Origin of the sequence: Promicromonospora iranensis, assembly GCF_028994805.1 — a bacterium.
In the GTDB taxonomy this organism is placed as follows: Bacteria; Actinomycetota; Actinomycetes; order Actinomycetales; family Cellulomonadaceae; genus Promicromonospora; species Promicromonospora iranensis.
Genome location: NZ_JAJQQP010000001.1, coordinates 351,464 through 367,201, shown reverse-complemented (window position 1 = coordinate 367,201; position 15,738 = coordinate 351,464). Strand labels below are relative to the sequence as shown.

Here is a 15,738-nt window from a genome sequence, read left to right as displayed (position 1 = left end):
CGTGCGCCCGGCACCGCTGACGACTCGCCAGGAGGCGACCATCAACACCCTCACCTCGCGCATCGGCTTCGAGATCGAGCTGCTCGCGCCCGCCGGCTCGGACCGGCAGACGCTCGCGGACGCCGTCGCCGCTCGCGGTGGCGGCCGGGTGCACCGGTCCTTCCACACCGACAGCGAGCCGTCACCGGTGCCGGGCGTCGGGGTGTTCCGGCACCTGTCCCCCGCGTTCGACGTGGTGGACGGTGCCGGTGCACCCGTGGCGCGGCTCGTGGACGACATCACCCTCGTGTCCGACCTGACCGGCACCACCGCGCGGCCCGGGCACAGCGGCTGGTACCGCGTCCTGTGCGACGAGCCCCGCCTGCTGCGCCTGATCGAGCGGTGCGCGGACCCCTACGCGGCGCTGGCCGACGTCCTGGCGCCGGTCGCCGAGCTGTTCGGCACCCAGGTCGAGCTGCGGGGCGGGTCTGCGCGGGTGAACGATGCCACGGGTGCCACCGTCGCCGTCGTGATGCCCTTGCCCGCAGGCCGGGAGCGCCCCTGCGAGGTCATCACGCCACCGATCACCACGGACCACGGCCGGCGGCTCGACGAGCTGCTGACGCCCGCGCGCGACCTCGGGTTCACGGTTCCTGCCGAGGCCGCGGTCCACCTGCACCTGGACGGCGCGTCCTTCCGGCGGTCCCCGGCGTTCGCCAACCTGGTCCGGCTGTTCGGCCACTGGCGTGAGCCGCTGTGGGAGGCGCTGGGCACCAATGCGGCGTGCCGGCGTCTGGCGCCGCTGCCCGGGGAGCTCGTCCGGCTCGTGGAGCGGGAGGACCAGTCCTGGGCCGAGCTGCGTGCTGCCGCGCGCGGGCTCGGCCTGACGAAGTACGCCGACGTGAACCTCACGCAGCTGGTCGCCGCGAGCCCCGTCCGCGACACCGTCGAGGTGCGCCTCCTGCCCGGCGCGCTGGACGCGTCGGACATCGTCGGGAGGGCCGTGCTCGTCGAGCGTCTGCTGCTGCGGTGCCTCGACGACACGCCGATACCGCGACCCGACGGAGCGGCGGCGCACGACCCGGAAGAGGCGCTGCTGGCCCTGACGACGGCGGGGGCCGGGCGATGACGACCTGGTTGCAGGCCGTCGGCCCGAGCAGCTCACCGACACCACGGGTGGAGGCGCAGGTGCCCGCAGGCGGTGCCGACGAGGGCGACCCGGCCCGAACGCTGGACGAGCTGGTGCGGACGCACCTGCCCGGGCTGATCCGCTACGCGACGGTCCTCGTCGGGGATCAGCACACGGCCGCGGACCTGGTCCAGGAGGTGCTGCTGCGTGCCCACCAGCGGTGGCGCCGGATCGTCCTGACGGATCGCCCCGACCTGTACCTGAGGCGCATGGTCACCAACGAGCACCTGTCGTGGCGTCGTCGCTGGCACGTGCGCATGATCCAGCCCACCGGCGACGAGGTGCTGGCCCGGCACGGAGGCGCCGCGGGTGACCCCGCTGAGGGGCATGCGGAGAAGGACGCGATGTGGCACCGCCTCGCACAGCTCCCTCCGCGGCAGCGCACGGTGCTCGTGCTGCGGTACTACGAAGGGCTGGCCGACGCCGAGATCGCGACCGTGCTCGGCACGTCGCCGGCCACCGTCCGCTCCCACGCCGCGCGCGCCCTGGCCACTCTCCGGCGCACCACCCCGACCCACCTGGAGAAGCGATGAACCAGTACCGTCCCGACCGGCCGGAGGGTGAACCCGGCCACGACGAGCTCGCCGAGCAGATCGGTGCGGCCCTGCGCGCACGTGAGCCCGACGCCGCGGCCACCGCCGCCACAGCTCAGCGGATCGCCGCCACGATCGCCGTGGCGGCCGACGGCCGGAACGCCGTGGTGACCCCGTTCGTGCGGCGTGCGGGCACGTTCGCGCTCACCGGTGTCGTCGCGTCCACGCTCGGCGTGGTCGGTGCGGGCGCCGCGGCGGCGGCGAACCCCTACACGGGCTTCGCGGCCGCGGTCGACGGTGTCGCACAGGCTGTCGGCGTCGAGTGGTCCGCTATGCCGGACGGCTACACCCGCGAGCAGCACGACGCGTTCTGGGGCGCCGAGTACACGGCGGGGGACCTGGTGGCGCTCCGCGACCTGTGGAACGTCGACTCGTTGGAGGCCAAGGCGCGCGCCGGGCAGCTGATCCTCGACGGTAACGCCGTCCCGGTGGCGCCGGGCTCGCACGGGTCGGACGAGGAGCTGCGCTTCCCCACCGTGGCGGAGCAGGACGCGTTCCGGGAGGCCGGGTACACCTACGAGGACGCCAAGCGGCTGGCCGACCTGTGGCAGGTCGGCGCGGACGAGGCGAAGGCCCGAGCGGGGGACATGCTCCTCGACGGCGAGACGCCCCCGCTACCCTGAGCCCTGGTTTCCGGGGGGTCCGCAGGGCGCCCGACGGCGACGGACCGACGAAGACCACAGTGTTTCGGCCGTTCGACTGTCGAACGGCCGCACACGGCTGCCTGTGGATCGTGGCAAGATCGATGGTGCATACCCGGGCGGCCTCGGACACTCTTGCGACCGCCCATCTCACCAGTCGTTTGGAGTTTCGCAGATGCCCATCGCAACCCCTGAGGTCTACGCCGAGATGATCGACCGGGCGAAGGCCGGCAAGTTCGCCTACCCCGCGGTCAACATCACCTCGTCGCAGACCGTCACTGCCGCACTTCAGGGCTTTGCCGAGGCGGAGTCCGACGGCATCATCCAGGTCTCCGTGGGCGGCGCCGAGTACGCGTCCGGCTCGACGGTGAAGGACCGGGTCTCGGGTTCCCTCGCGCTGGCGGCCTACGCCACCGAGGTCGCCAAGGGCTACGGCGTCAACATCGCCATCCACACGGACCACTGCACGGCCGACAAGCTCGACTCCTGGGTCAAGCCGCTGCTCGCGATCGAGGCGGAGCAGGTCAAGAACGGCGGCCTGCCGACGTTCCAGTCGCACATGTTCGACGGCTCCACCGTGCCGATCGAGGAGAACCTCGTGATCGCGGCCGAGCTGCTCGAGCTGTCGCAGGCGGCGCGCACGATCCTCGAGATCGAGATCGGCGTCGTCGGTGGCGAGGAGGACGGCCACATGGCCGAGATCAACGACAAGCTGTACACGACCGTCGAGGACGGCCTGGCCACGGTCAAGGCGCTCGGTGCCGGCGAGCGCGGCCGCTACCTGACCGCCCTCACCTTCGGCAACGTGCACGGCGTGTACAAGCCGGGCTCGGTGAAGCTGCGTCCGGAGATCCTGCTCGACATCCAGAAGGCCGTCGGCGCCGAGATCGGCAAGGAGATGCCGTTCGACCTGGTGTTCCACGGTGGTTCGGGCTCGACGGCGGAGGAGATCTCCGCGGCCGTCGACAACGGCGTCATCAAGATGAACATCGACACGGACACGCAGTACGCGTTCACGCGCCCCGTCGTCGAGCACATGTTCAAGAACTACGACGGCGTCCTGAAGATCGACGGCGAGGTCGGCAACAAGAAGGCCTACGACCCGCGCGCCTGGGGCAAGACGGCGGAGGCCGGCATGGCCGCCCGCATCGTCGAGGCCTGCCAGCAGCTCCGCTCGGCCGGTCACAAGATGTGACCCGACCGCTTGGATGATCGGTAAAAGGTCAGGTGATCGGTAGTTCTAACTACCGATCACCTGACCTTTTACCGATCATCACGGAAGGCGTCAGCCGCCCACACCCGCAGGGGTCGGAGCGCCGCCCGACGGCGGGCCGGACGGGCCGTCGTCGTCCAGCTCGAAGCCCGGGTCCTCGTCCACGATGTCGAGGAGGTCACCGATCCGGGTCACCTCCAGCAGGAAGCGCACCGTCGGCGGTGCGCGCAGCACGCGTACTCGGTGCGGGCTGCGGCTCGCGAGGCGCGCGAGGAACGCGACGCCCGACGAGTCCATGAAGGTCACATGGTGCGCGTCGATCTCGACCGGGAGACGTGACTCCTCGGCCGCGGCCGTGGCCTCGTGCAGATCACCGCCGATGTCGGCGTCGATCTCCCCGGAGAGCACGATCCGAGCACGTGAGCGACCCACGATGACGTGGATGCTCGCGGGATCGCCGATCTCGGGGGTCTGATGGCCGGGGTCCTGGGGGCTCCCGCCCTGCGGACCGCGCGGGGGGTCGTAAGTTCCGTCCTGCACGGTTCTCCTTCCGGGAGCAGTGGTCGTGCCGCTGTGTCGGTCCGATGATAGAGGTTGAGGTTCAGATCTCGGACCGTCCCAATCTACGGTTGAATGTCCTGCTGGAACAGCACCTCGAGCAAGAGATACCGTTGGGAGGGCATTTTGACCGATTCATCCGGTCTACCACCGTCCTCTCCGCCGCCGCGGCACCCCGGCCTCTCCGTATTCGGCCTCGGTCCGATCCAGGGCGAGGCGTCGAACGGCAGGGCCGACGGGACGTCGAACGGAAGGGCGAACGGGACGGCGAACGGGAACGGCTTCGACGCCGGCCGGCCCGTGACCCCTGCCGCGAGCGTGCCCCCCAGCATCCCGCCGAAGAACGCGCCGCTCGGCGCCTACCGGACGCCCGCTGCCGAGGCGCGCCGGCACACGTCGGGCACCGGCATCCCGCGCACCCTGCCGCCGTCGATCGGCGACGTGATGCTGCGCGCCGCGGTGAACGTAGGCATCCCCGTCTTCCTCACCGGGCCCACGGAGGACGGCATGCCGATGCTCTGGGCCAACAGCGCCTTCGAGCACTACGCCGGCGTGCGGTTCACCGACTTCGCGGGGTACACGGTGCGCAGGCTCGGCGAGATGCTCGTCGAGCCGCAGGACCTCGAGCGCATGACCGAGCTGGTGAACGCGGGCCAGGAGGTGCACGCGACGGTTCGGTCGCACCTGCGCGGAGGTACCCACGGCTGGGCCCAGCTCACGCTCACCCCGGCCCGCGCGGGCCACAGCGACCGCATCACCCACTGGGTCGGGTTCAGCGTGGACGTCTCCGACCACATGGAGCGGCACGCCGCGCAGCTCGCGAGCCTCGAGGTCGAGCGGCAGCAGCGCGAGGACCTCGACCTCATCGCCCAGACGACCGAGATCCTGACCGACCTCGAGTACCCGTACGCCCTGCGCGACATCGCGGAGCTGCTCCAGTCGATGGTGCGCTGGGCGGGCTTCTACGTGAACGACGACGGCCTCAAGCACGCGGCGGGCGTCGACGTCGCGGCACCGCCGAGCGGGCGCGGGCGCCGCCATGCCCGGTACATCGAGGGCGACAACATCGCGGACAAGACCGCGCGCCGCAGGCCGCAGACCGATGCGCTGGGCGACTCGGTCACCACGGGCCCCATGCCGATCCTCGAGGTGGTGGACTCGGTGCAGGACGTGCTCGACGGCGTGCTCGACGGCCCCGTCACCCTGCACCTCGACATCCCGCACGCGCCGCACTCGGCGTCGGGCTGGCTGCAGCGTGACCTCACGCTGCGCCTGGCCGACGATCTCGGCAAGGCGCCCGACTCGGTGGTGGTACATCCCGTCGCCGGACGGCGGGACGTGCTCGGGCTGGTCGTGATCGTCCCCGACGAGGACGAGCCAGGGGACTACGTCGAGGCCGACGAGCCCGACACGCTGCGCACGGTCGTGGAGGTGGTGGCCCGCCGCGCGGGCAGCGCCATCGACAACGCGCGCATGTACGCCCGCGAGCACCGCCTCGCCGAGACCCTGCAGCGCGCCATGCTCCCCGAGCAGGCCGACGTCGCCGGGCTCGACGTGTGGACCTACTACGCGCCGAACGCCGAGCACGCGCAGGTCGGCGGCGACTGGTACGACGTCCTGCAGATCTCGCCGGAGCTCGTCGGCCTGGTCATCGGCGACGTGGTCGGGCACGACGTCGAGGCCGCCGCGACCATGGGGCAGCTGCGGTCGGTGGTGCGCTCGTACGCCTTCGAGCTGTCGACGCCGAGCCGCGTGCTCGAGCGGGTGGACCAGCTCGTGGCCGGTATGGGCATCCCGCGCTCGGCAAGCATGGTGTACGCCTCTCTGAAGCGCGAGGAGGAGCCGGACGTCTGGACCATCGGCTACTCCCGTGCGGGGCACCTCCCGCCCCTCCTGCTGCGCGCAGGCGAGGTGATCAAGCTGGACGAGGGCGGTGGCGCGCTCGTGGGCTTCGGCTCGCGGGAGCGGACCACGGGCGAGGCGCGCCTCCGGCCGGGCGACACGCTGCTGTTCTACACGGACGGCCTGATCGAGCGGCGCGACCGCTCCCTGCGCCTGGGCCTCGAGGCGCTGCTGGAGACGGCGTCGGCCATCACCGCGCGCGACGCCGCCGGAGTGGGCGAGGAACTGCTCTCGCGGCTGGCCGACGCGCCGGAGGACGATGTGGCGATCGTCGTCGTCCGCATCCCCGACCCGACCGGTGATGCCGGGGAGACCGCCCTGTCGCCGCGGTGGCGGCGCTGGATGCTGCCGAGCGAGCCGTCCTCGATCGGCCGGGCCCGCCACGCCGTGCTGCGCACCTGCCAGGCGTGGGGCATCGAGGAGTCCGCGCAGGCGGAGCTCGTGGTCTCCGAGCTGGTGGCGAACGGTGTGCTGCACGGCTGGGGCCACATCGCGCTGCGCCTGTACGACACGGGCGACGGCCTGCGCATCGAGGTCGAGGACAACAACCCGGCACCGCCGGTCGCCACCGACGGGCACCCGAACCGCCTGGGCGGGTTCGGCATGCAGATCGTGGACCGGCTGGCCGAGTGGGGCTGGCGCCCGTCCGGCTCCGGCAAGCTGGTCTGGGCGAAGCTCCGCCGCCAGCCCACCCCGCCGAAGTAGCCCGCCGAGGTAGTCATGTAGCGAGGTAGTCACCCAGCGTGAACTGAGTGACTACCTCGCCAGATGACTCCCTCGGCAGAGGCGTGGATAACGTTTTACGCGGTGGACACGTCGCGGTGCGATAACGGCGAGGTGTCGTCATCCCGCGGTGTCATGACCGCAAAACCCGAGTCAGGGGCGGAGGGCTCGCACGAGTGCTCGTCGTCGACGCGGAAGAGCTCCATCGCGCCGCACACCTCGAGCACGAACAGGTCGCGCTCGTCGGCGCCGCGGATCACGGTCGCGCCGCCCCGCTTACGGCCGGCGTCGGCCAGCGAGATGAGGAACGCGGCGCCGGTGGAGTCCATGAACGTGACCCGGCACATGTCGATGACGAGCAGCTGTCGGCGCAGGCCGACGACGCGCGCTGCGATCTCCGGGAACTGGTCTCGTTCGGCGAGGTCGAGGTCGCCGGCGATCACGAGCGTCGTCGTCGTGGGAGACGTCGCGATCTCGATCATGTGTCGAGCGTAACGACTGTTGCCCGATCGCACCGGATGAAAGGCAAAATTCACCGTCTGAGCGGCCGCCCAGGGCAATCCGGTGCGATCCTCTTTGTCCATCTCTGCCCCGCAAGTGTGAGAATTTGCGCATGAGCACCCACGAAAATCTGCTGCAGGGTCCGGCCCCCACTCTGCTTCCCGACGACTTCCCGGCCGCCCGTGAGCGCCTGACCAGCGGCGACGACCCGGTCGCCGTGGTCGCGTCGGCCCCGGCGTCGTCCCTCGTGTGGGCGGTCCTCGCAGAGCGCGCGCTCGCGGCCGACGCCGCCGCCGGCAACGTCGAGGCCTACGCCTACGCGCGCGCCGGCTACCACCGCGGGCTCGACGCGCTGCGCCGCGCCGGCTGGCGCGGGCAGGGCCCGATCCCGGCCGACCACGTGCCGAACCAGGGCTTCCTCCGGTCGCTCCTCGCGCTCTCGCAGGCGGCGCACCTCATCGGCGAGGAGGATGAGGCGGAGCGTTGCGCGAAGTTCCTCGGGGACTCCGGCACGTCGGTGGACGAGGTACGCGCCCTGGCGTCCACCACGAAGTAGACTCGGGCGCGGCCCGCGGGCGCCATCGGGCGCACCACGCGGAGCAACTCAAGCAATCCGAGAAGGTGGAGATCCATGCCAGGCGTCGTGCTCGTCGGGGCCCAGTGGGGCGATGAGGGCAAGGGAAAGGCGACGGACCTCCTGGGCTCCCGCGTCGATTACGTGGTCAAGTTCAACGGTGGGAACAACGCGGGGCACACGGTCGTCATCGACGACGAGAAGTACGCGCTGCACCTCCTGCCGTCCGGGATCCTGTCGCCGGGCGTGGTGCCGGTCATCGCCAACGGCGTGGTCGTCGACATCGAGGTCCTGTTCCAGGAGCTCGACGCCCTGATCGAGCGCGGTGTGGACGTGTCCAGGCTGCTCGTCTCGGGCAGCGCGCACATCATCGCCCCGTACCACCGCACCATCGACAAGGTGACCGAGCGGTTCCTCGGCAAGCGCCGTATCGGCACCACGGGACGGGGCATCGGCCCGTCGTACGCCGACAAGATCAACCGCGTCGGCATCCGCATGTGGGACCTGTTCGACGAGAAGATCCTGCGCGCCAAGATCGAGGGTTCGCTCGACCAGAAGAACCACCTGCTCGTGAAGGTCTACAACCGGCGCGCCATCACGGTGGACGAGACGCTCGACGAGCTGCTCCAGTACGCCGACCGGCTCCGGCCCATGGTCACGGACACCGCCGTCGAGCTGGACAAGGCCATCCAGGCGGGCAAGACCGTCCTGTTCGAGGCCGGCCAGGCGACGATGCTCGACATCGACCACGGCACCTACCCGTTCGTGACGTCCTCCAGCGCGACGGCGGGCGGCGCGGTGACCGGGTCCGGTGTCGGGCCCACGCGGATCGACTCGGTGATCGGCGTCATCAAGGCGTACACGACCCGCGTCGGCGAGGGGCCGTTCCCCACCGAGCTGTTCGACGACAAGGGCGAGTTCCTGCGCAAGACCGGCGGGGAGTACGGCGTCACCACCGGCCGCGCGCGCCGCACCGGCTGGTACGACGCCGTGATCGCCCGCTACGCGACCCGCATCAACGGGCTCACCGACATCGTGCTGACCAAGCTCGACGTGCTCACCGGCATGGAGAAGGTGCCGGTCTGCGTCGCGTACGACGTCGACGGCGTCCGCTACGACGAGATGCCCACCGACCAGACGGCGTTCCACCACGCGAAGCCGATCTACGAGGAGCTCGACGGCTGGTGGGAGGACATCTCCAAGGCCCGTGCCTTCGAGGACCTGCCGCCGAACGCCCAGGCCTACGTGAAGACGCTCGAGGAGATGTCCGGCACCCGGATCTCCGCGATCGGCGTCGGCCCGAAGCGTGACGAGATCATCCCCGTCCACGACCTCATCCACCCGCGCTGAGCCCGCACCCACCTAGAGAGCCCTCTGCCACAGTGAAGATCCTCGTCATCGGGACCGGTGCCCGCGAGCACGCCATCATCCACTCCCTGCACCGGGAGACCGCGTCCGGGGCCGCCGCCCACGAGCTTCACGCGGCGCCGGGGAACCCGGGTATCGCCGGGCTGGCGACGTGGCACACGGTGGACCCGCTGGACGGGACGGCGGTCGCGGCGCTGGCCGAGGAGGTGGGCGCCGAGCTGGTCGTCGTCGGGCCCGAGGCGCCGCTGGTCGCGGGCGTGGCGGACTCCGTCCGCGCGGCGGGCGTGCCCGTGTTCGGGCCGTCCGGCGAGGCGGCCCGGCTCGAGGGCTCCAAGTCGTTCGCCAAGGAGGTCATGGCCGCCGCGGGCGTGCCGACCGCCATGGCGCACGTGTGCACGGACGCCACGGAGGTCGCCGCCGCGCTCGACGCGTTCGGCCCGCCGTACGTGGTCAAGGACGACGGGCTGGCGGCCGGCAAGGGTGTCGTCGTCACCGACGACCGCGAGGCCGCGCTCGCGCACGGCGAGGCCTGCCTGTCCCACGAGAACGGTCGCGTCGTGGTCGAGGAGTACCTCGACGGTCCCGAGGTCTCCCTGTTCTGCGTGTGCGACGGGGTGACGGTGGTCCCGCTGGTCCCCGCGCAGGACTTCAAGCGCGTCGGGAACGACGACGAGGGCCCCAACACGGGCGGCATGGGCGCCTACACCCCGCTGGGCTGGGCGCCGGCGGGCCTCGTCGACGAGGTCGTGAGCCGGGTCGCCCAGCCCACGATCGACGAGATGGCACGCCGCGGCACGCCGTTCTCCGGCGTCCTGTACGTCGGGCTCGCGCTCACCAGCCGGGGCACGCGGGTGGTCGAGTTCAACGCGCGCTTCGGCGACCCGGAGACCCAGTCCGTGCTGGCCCGGCTCATGACTCCGCTGTCGGAGGTCATGCTCGCCGCGGCTCGTGGGAGGCTCGCCGAGCTCGAGCCGCTGCGCTGGCGTCCCGAGGCCTCGGTGACGGTGGTCGTCGCGTCCGAGGGCTACCCCGAGCTGGCCCGGTCCGGTGACCCGATCACGGGCATCGAGGACGCCGAGTCGCTCCCCGGGGTGCACGTGCTGCACGCCGGTACGGGCCTCTCGACCGCCGACGAGCTGGTCAGCGCGGGCGGGCGCGTGCTCTCCGTCGTGGCGCTCGGCACCGACCTGGCGGACGCCCGGCGTCGGGCCTACGAGGGTGTCGCGAAGATCGGCCTCAAGGGCTCGCACCACCGCACGGACATCGCGCTCCGGGCGGAGCGCGGCGAGGTCACCGTCCCGTAGGACGGCGCCCGCGCCGCTCGCCCCAGCACGACGGCCTCGCCCCGCCGACGGCGCTCAGCGCGCCACCCCCCGGCGTTCCCGGGCCGGCATGCCGGTGACGTCCATGAGCACGCCGATCATGCGCGCGCGGACGCCGGCGTCGTCGGTCACCGTGGTGGCCCGGCAACGGACCCACATCTCGCGACCGTCGGCGGCGATCAGCCGGTGCTCCAGGTCGAGCGGCTCGGCAGCCCCGGCGAGCTGCCGGGCGATGGCCGTCTGGACGGCCCGCACGTCCTGCGGGTGCACCCGTCCGGTCCACTCCTCGATGCCGGTGCACGAGGCGTCGTCGGGCAGACCGACCAGGGCGCGCCAGGTGCGGGAGTAGAAGACCTGGCCGGTGGCGATGTCCCAGTCCCACGTGCCCTCCAGCGCCACGTCCTGGACCAGGGCGTTGCGCTCGACCTCCGTGCGCAGGTCGAGCACGAGCGCCCGCTCCCGGCTCGCGGCCTCCGCGAGCGCGGCCTGCTGCCGCTGCAGCGACGTGAGGCGGTCCTCCCGGTCGAGCGCGACGGCGACCATGGCCGCCCAGTGGTCGTACTTGTCGCGGGAGCTCGTGGCATGGATGTCCACGCCGCCGCCGATCGCGAGCATGCCCCAGTCGCTCTGGTCGAACGTCACGGGCACCACGAACACGACGCCCTCGCCGGCCAGCGCGGGGGGCGGGAACTCGCTCACCGGCACGTGGGTGCCCACCAGAGCCGTCGCCTTGCGGGACACCGCCGTGGTGCCGACGATCTCGAGCGTCCGCGCGCCGTTGATCCGGGCGGACGCCGGCGCCGTGCCGGGCACCGGCGCACTCTCGGCGTCGGACCACAGGGCGAGCGTGGCGGGGCCGGGGTGGCCGCGCGGGAGCCAGGTGAGTGCCCGGATCGCCCGGCCGTCGGCGTGCAGGAGGTCGAGGTCGAGCTCGTACTGGTCGGTGATCGTCCGTTCGAGCCTGCCGGACCGGGCGAGCAGGGTCTGTGTGCATCCCGCGCTGAGGGCGACGAGCACGTCCGTGGCGGTGTGCGTGACCGCGCGGGCGCGGGCTGCGCGGCTGGGAGCGCGCGCAGCCTTCGTCGTGGGGTCGCTGCCGGCGACGACGCCCGGCGGACCGGCGCTCCCGGGCTGGCCCGTGGCCCCGGCAGTGGCCCCGGCCACGCCGACGGCGTGCGGCCGCTCCGCGGGGACGGTCGGCACCTGGCCCCGTCTGACCTGCTCGCGGAACTCATCCTCGACGGACCGCAGCGCGGGGATGAGCTGTTCGAGGGCCTCGGGGTGCGGCCGCAGCGCACGAGTGCTCTCGGCGAGACTGGTGAGGGTGGCCTGCGTGGGCGGCTGACCCAGTGCTGCCGCGCTGCGGAACACGCGCTGCACGCCCCGCAGCCAGGAGTCGAGGTCGGCGCCGAGCCCGAGGCGGGCCTCCGCCCCGTCGAACGTCGCGCGTGCGACCTCGCCGAGCCGTCGCCAGGCCGTCGACCCCTCCTGTGCGGGCAGGCCCCCGACGAGCGCCCCGGCCCGCGCGTCGAGGCAGCCGCACGACTCGCGGGTGACGAGGGTCGAGCGCGACAGGTGCTGGCCCGCCACGCGTTCGCCCCGGATCCGGGCGAGCAGCAGCGAGACCGCGAGCTCCCCGACCTGGTCGTGGTGCGGGTCCACCGACGCGAGCCGGGGCCGCACGCGCGCGCCCGCCTCGGAGTGGTCGAAGCCGACGATCGCCTGGTCGCCCGGGAGGGACAGCCCCTGGACGCGCAGCGCGCGGGAGAACCCGATCGCGTTGCGGTCCGTCGCGGCGACCGTCGCCGTCGTGGGCAGTCCCGGGCCGCCGACGAGGGCCTGCGCGACGGTGGCCGCGCTCGCCTCCTGGTTGTCGGCGGTGCGGTAGAGCCACTCGGGCCGTGGCGTGATGCCGTGGGCGAGGAGCGTGGCGAGGTACGCCTCGTGGCGCTGGACGATGTCGGCCTGCCGGAGGCTGCCGAGGAACCCGATCTCCCGGTGCCCGTGCGCGATGAGGTGTTCGACGGCCGCGCGGGTGCCGCCCTCGTTGTCCGGGGTCACGACCGGGGCGTCGACGCCCGTGGCGCGCCCGCTGATGAGCACGATCGGCGTGCCGTCGTCCTCGATCCGGAGCAGTGTCGCCTCGTTCACCGCCGAGGTGATGACGATGACGCCGTCGACCTGTCCGAGGCTGACGGACGCCGTGCCCGGCGGACGGTCCGGGAACTGCTCGCGTTCCAGGTCCGCCGGATAGGTCTGGACGGCGACCACGCGGTGCCCGTCCGGTCGGACGGTGCGCGCGATCCCGGCGAGCACCCGCCCGAAGTAGTAGCCGCCGACCACCGGGGACAGCACCCCGATCACATACCTGCGCTTTCCAATGAGCATGCGAATACACCCGTCTTCGTTGACGCTGTGCAAAATTCACCCGAGGGTGCATGCTACGTGGTTATGGTCCCAACGTCGCGACCGAATGATCCCGAACTGTCAGATTGCCCGCCACATCAGCGCCGACCGACGATTGTTGACGTCGCCAGGGCCGCAGGCGTGTCCACGGCGGTCGTCTCGTACACGCTCAACGGGCGCAGCGGGGTCTCCGCGACCACCCGTGAACGGGTGCTCCGGGTGGCGGACGAGCTGGGCTGGCGACCCGCCACCGCCGCCCGCTCGTTGCGCAGCGGCCCGGCGGCGGCAGCCCTCGTCGTGGTGCACGACCAGCCGTTCGGCACCCGCGCCGCGTTCCCGCTCGACCTCGTGACCGGGGCGCTGCAGACGCTCGGCCCGGACACGCTCACGCTCGCCGTGCACGTCGCGGAGTCGCCCGCCGGCGCGGCGCAGCTCATGGACCGCTGGTGGACGGAGCGCCGCTACGCGGCCTTCGTCGTCACGGGCGTCCGGGTCGACGACGCGCGGCTCGCGGCGCTGCGCACCCTCCCCGCACCGGCGGTGGTGGTCGGGGCCGTGGTCGACGGCGCGCCCGCGACGTGGCAGCACGTGGTGCTGGACGACGGCGACGCCTTCGCGCAGCTGGGCGCCTTCCTCGCGGAGCTGGGGCACCGTCGGATCGCGATGGTCGCCGGGTCGGAGCATCACGTCGCACCGGTCCGCCGGTCCGCCGCCCTGGCAGCGGCTCTCGTCCCCTTCGGCATCGAGCTGCGCACCGTGGCGGGTGACGGTCCCGAGCGGGCGGCGGCGGCGCTGCGCCCGCTGCTCTCGGCGAGCGACCGTCCCACGGCGATCGTGACCGACGACGACGCCACGGCCGGCCTGGTGCTCGACGTCGCCCGGCGGCTCGGCCTCGGCGTTCCGTGGGACCTGTCGGTGGTCGCGGGGACGGACTCGCCCGCGTGCTACCTGACGACGCCGTCGCTCACCGCGGTGCCCTATCCCGTCGAGGAGCTCGGCCGGGCGACCGGCAGGGCCCTGCGTGCGGCGCTCAGCACCGCGGCGTCCCGGCGTGCCGTGGGGGTCGACCCGACGGAGGGCGAGGCCCCGCCGTCGGGCACCGTGCCGGTGGGCAGGCTCGTCGTGCGTGGTTCGACCGCACCTCCGGCCGGGGGCTAATCGTTTAAGACGGTTCTGCCGAAGCCAAACGGTAGGCAAAGTTGCGTCATGCCACGGCGGAACGAGCCGCCGCGGTGCGTGTGCCGTCCCTCGGCCTGGAGCCGGTGCGGTACGCGCTCGGTACGGCCAATGGAGGTCACCGTGTCTACAGCACAACGCCGCTCACGCGGCACGTCCCCTCGCCGGTCACGCACTGTGGCGGCGGCCGCAGTGGGCGCACTTCTCGCCGCTCCCGCGCTGGTCGCCGTGAGCGCGCCGGCCGTCGCGCTCGAGGACAACCCGTTCGTCGGGGCCGGGCAGTACGTCAACCCGGACTGGGCGGCGTCGGTCGAGGCGGCCGCCGACCAGGTCGGCGATCCCGGCGTGGCCGCCGACATGCGGGCCATCGCCGACGAGCCGACATCGGTCTGGATGGACCGCATCGCGGCCATCGAGGGCACCGAGCGGCAGCACGGCCTGGAATGGCACCTCGACCAGGCGGTCGCCCAGTCCGGCGGCGCGCCGCTGGTGTTCAACGTGGTCATCTACGACCTGCCGGGCCGTGACTGCCACGCCCTGGCGTCCAACGGTGAGCTGCCGGCGACCCCGGAGGGGATGCAGCGGTACAAGACCGAGTACATCGACCCGATCGCCGCGCTGCTGAACCAGCCGGAGTACGAGAACCTGCGGATCGTCGCCACCATCGAGCCGGACTCGCTGCCGAACCTCGTGACCAACCAGTCCGACCCGGACTGCGTCACCTCGGCGCCGTACTACCGCGAGGGCGTGCAGTACGCCATCACGGAGCTGTACGAGGTCGGCAACGTGTACTCCTACATCGACGCCGCCCACTCGGGCTGGCTCGGCTGGCCCGACAACTCCAGCGGTGCCGCGCAGGAGTTCGCCAACGTCATCGAGGGCAGCACCTACGGCTGGGACGCCGTGTCCGGGTTCGTCACGAACACCGCGAACACCACGCCGCTGGAGGAGCCGTTCCTGCCCAACCCCGACCTCCAGGTCGGCAGCGGCCAGGTCAAGTCGGCCAACTGGTTCGAGTGGAACCCGGACTTCGACGAGGTCGACTGGACGGCACACCTCTACGACCTGATGGTCGCCCAGGGTGCGCCGTCGAGCATCGGCATGCTGATCGACACGTCGCGCAACGGCTGGGGCGGCTCGGCACGGCCGACGGCGGTCAGCACCTCCAGCGACCTCAACACCTACGTGAACGAGTCCAAGGTGGACCGCCGGAACCACCGCGGCGCCTGGTGCAACCCGTCGGGTGCCGGCATCGGTGAGCGGCCGACCGTGACGCCGTCGGGCTACCCCGAGTCGCACCTCGACGCCTTCGTGTGGGTCAAGCCCCCGGGGGAGTCGGACGGCTCGTCGGTCGAGATCCCGAACGACGAGGGCAAGCGCCTCGACCGCATGTGCGACCCGACCTACCAGTCCAGCGAGCTGGGCGGAAACTACACGGGAGCGCTCGCGGGCGCGCCGCTGTCGGGCCACTGGTTCCAGGCCCAGTTCGAGATGCTGGTCGCCAACGCGTACCCGGCCATCAACCCGACGGACCCGACGGACCCGACCGACCCGACGGACCCGACGGACCCGACGGACCCGACGGACCCGACG

General features: G+C 72.2%; 13 protein-coding genes. 10 read left to right on the top strand and 3 right to left on the bottom strand.

Annotation, left to right across the window (positions count from 1 at the left end):
- Position 1: 1 nt before the first annotated feature.
- From LUM46_RS01600 to fbaA, 4 genes are all read left to right on the top strand, one after another.
- A complete protein-coding gene (locus LUM46_RS01600; protein WP_274991831.1) occupies positions 2-1,108 on the top strand; it encodes an amidoligase family protein in 1,107 nt (368 codons plus the stop codon).
- Complete coding sequence (locus tag LUM46_RS01595; RefSeq protein ID WP_274991830.1) at positions 1,105-1,701, top strand: SigE family RNA polymerase sigma factor; 597 nt, start codon at positions 1,105-1,107, stop codon at positions 1,699-1,701. Before LUM46_RS01600 ends, LUM46_RS01595 begins: the two co-directional genes overlap by 4 nt.
- Positions 1,698-2,384 (top strand): hypothetical protein, encoded by a 687-nt coding sequence (locus LUM46_RS01590; protein ID WP_274991829.1) that lies wholly within the window; start codon positions 1,698-1,700, stop codon positions 2,382-2,384. Before LUM46_RS01595 ends, LUM46_RS01590 begins: the two co-directional genes overlap by 4 nt.
- A gap of 193 nt (positions 2,385-2,577) precedes the next feature.
- Entirely contained in the window at positions 2,578-3,597 is a 1,020-nt protein-coding gene (gene fbaA / locus LUM46_RS01585; RefSeq protein ID WP_274991828.1) for a class II fructose-bisphosphate aldolase, read from the top strand.
- 90 nt (positions 3,598-3,687) lie between these two features.
- On the opposite strand, the gene LUM46_RS01580 is transcribed toward fbaA, so the two are convergent.
- Positions 3,688-4,155: an STAS domain-containing protein gene (locus LUM46_RS01580; protein ID WP_310243018.1), complete on the bottom strand. Its 468-nt coding sequence runs from the start codon at positions 4,153-4,155 to the stop codon at positions 3,688-3,690.
- A gap of 462 nt (positions 4,156-4,617) precedes the next feature.
- Here LUM46_RS01580 and LUM46_RS01575 point away from each other — a divergent pair, with 462 nt between their 5' ends.
- Positions 4,618-6,780, top strand: a complete 2,163-nt coding sequence (locus tag LUM46_RS01575; protein WP_274992064.1) for a SpoIIE family protein phosphatase — start codon at positions 4,618-4,620, stop codon at positions 6,778-6,780.
- Positions 6,781-6,875: 95 nt separating this feature from the next.
- On the opposite strand, the gene LUM46_RS01570 is transcribed toward LUM46_RS01575, so the two are convergent.
- Positions 6,876-7,280: an STAS domain-containing protein gene (locus tag LUM46_RS01570; RefSeq protein WP_274991827.1), complete on the bottom strand. Its 405-nt coding sequence runs from the start codon at positions 7,278-7,280 to the stop codon at positions 6,876-6,878.
- A gap of 131 nt (positions 7,281-7,411) precedes the next feature.
- Between LUM46_RS01570 and LUM46_RS01565 the strand changes: the two genes are divergently transcribed.
- The 3 genes from LUM46_RS01565 (at position 7,412) to purD (ending at position 10,545) form a co-directional block, all read left to right on the top strand.
- Entirely contained in the window at positions 7,412-7,855 is a 444-nt protein-coding gene (locus tag LUM46_RS01565; RefSeq protein WP_274991826.1) for a DUF3151 domain-containing protein, read from the top strand.
- A gap of 75 nt (positions 7,856-7,930) precedes the next feature.
- The gene (locus LUM46_RS01560) at positions 7,931-9,223 is read left to right on the top strand and encodes an adenylosuccinate synthase (protein ID WP_274991825.1); all 1,293 of its coding nucleotides are present in this window, start codon (positions 7,931-7,933) and stop codon (positions 9,221-9,223) included.
- A gap of 32 nt (positions 9,224-9,255) precedes the next feature.
- Complete coding sequence (purD, locus tag LUM46_RS01555; protein ID WP_274991824.1) at positions 9,256-10,545, top strand: phosphoribosylamine--glycine ligase; 1,290 nt, start codon at positions 9,256-9,258, stop codon at positions 10,543-10,545.
- 54 nt (positions 10,546-10,599) lie between these two features.
- Here the strand turns inward: purD and LUM46_RS01550 are convergent, their stop codons facing one another.
- Entirely contained in the window at positions 10,600-12,951 is a 2,352-nt protein-coding gene (locus LUM46_RS01550; RefSeq protein WP_274991823.1) for a substrate-binding domain-containing protein, read from the bottom strand.
- A gap of 63 nt (positions 12,952-13,014) precedes the next feature.
- On the opposite strand from LUM46_RS01550, the gene LUM46_RS01545 reads away from it, so the two are divergent.
- Entirely contained in the window at positions 13,015-14,127 is a 1,113-nt protein-coding gene (locus tag LUM46_RS01545; RefSeq protein ID WP_274991822.1) for a LacI family DNA-binding transcriptional regulator, read from the top strand.
- Positions 14,128-14,337: 210 nt separating this feature from the next.
- Positions 14,338-15,738 (top strand): glycoside hydrolase family 6 protein (locus LUM46_RS01540; protein WP_274991821.1); only part of this gene is annotated, 1,401 nt, incomplete at its 3' end.

Excerpts from the sequence above, each read along its gene's own strand:
- LUM46_RS01550 (WP_274991823.1), bottom strand. The coding sequence starts at position 12,951 with ATGCTCATTGGAAAGCGCAGGTATGTGATCGGGGTGCTGTCCCCGGTG.
- LUM46_RS01570 (WP_274991827.1), bottom strand. The coding sequence starts at position 7,280 with ATGATCGAGATCGCGACGTCTCCCACGACGACGACGCTCGTGATCGCC.
- fbaA (WP_274991828.1), top strand. The coding sequence starts at position 2,578 with ATGCCCATCGCAACCCCTGAGGTCTACGCCGAGATGATCGACCGGGCG.
- LUM46_RS01575 (WP_274992064.1), top strand. The coding sequence starts at position 4,618 with ATGCTGCGCGCCGCGGTGAACGTAGGCATCCCCGTCTTCCTCACCGGG.
- LUM46_RS01560 (WP_274991825.1), top strand. The coding sequence starts at position 7,931 with ATGCCAGGCGTCGTGCTCGTCGGGGCCCAGTGGGGCGATGAGGGCAAG.
- LUM46_RS01545 (WP_274991822.1), top strand. The coding sequence starts at position 13,015 with ATGGTCCCAACGTCGCGACCGAATGATCCCGAACTGTCAGATTGCCCG.
- LUM46_RS01590 (WP_274991829.1), top strand. The coding sequence starts at position 1,698 with ATGAACCAGTACCGTCCCGACCGGCCGGAGGGTGAACCCGGCCACGAC.
- LUM46_RS01595 (WP_274991830.1), top strand. The coding sequence starts at position 1,105 with ATGACGACCTGGTTGCAGGCCGTCGGCCCGAGCAGCTCACCGACACCA.
- LUM46_RS01565 (WP_274991826.1), top strand. The coding sequence starts at position 7,412 with ATGAGCACCCACGAAAATCTGCTGCAGGGTCCGGCCCCCACTCTGCTT.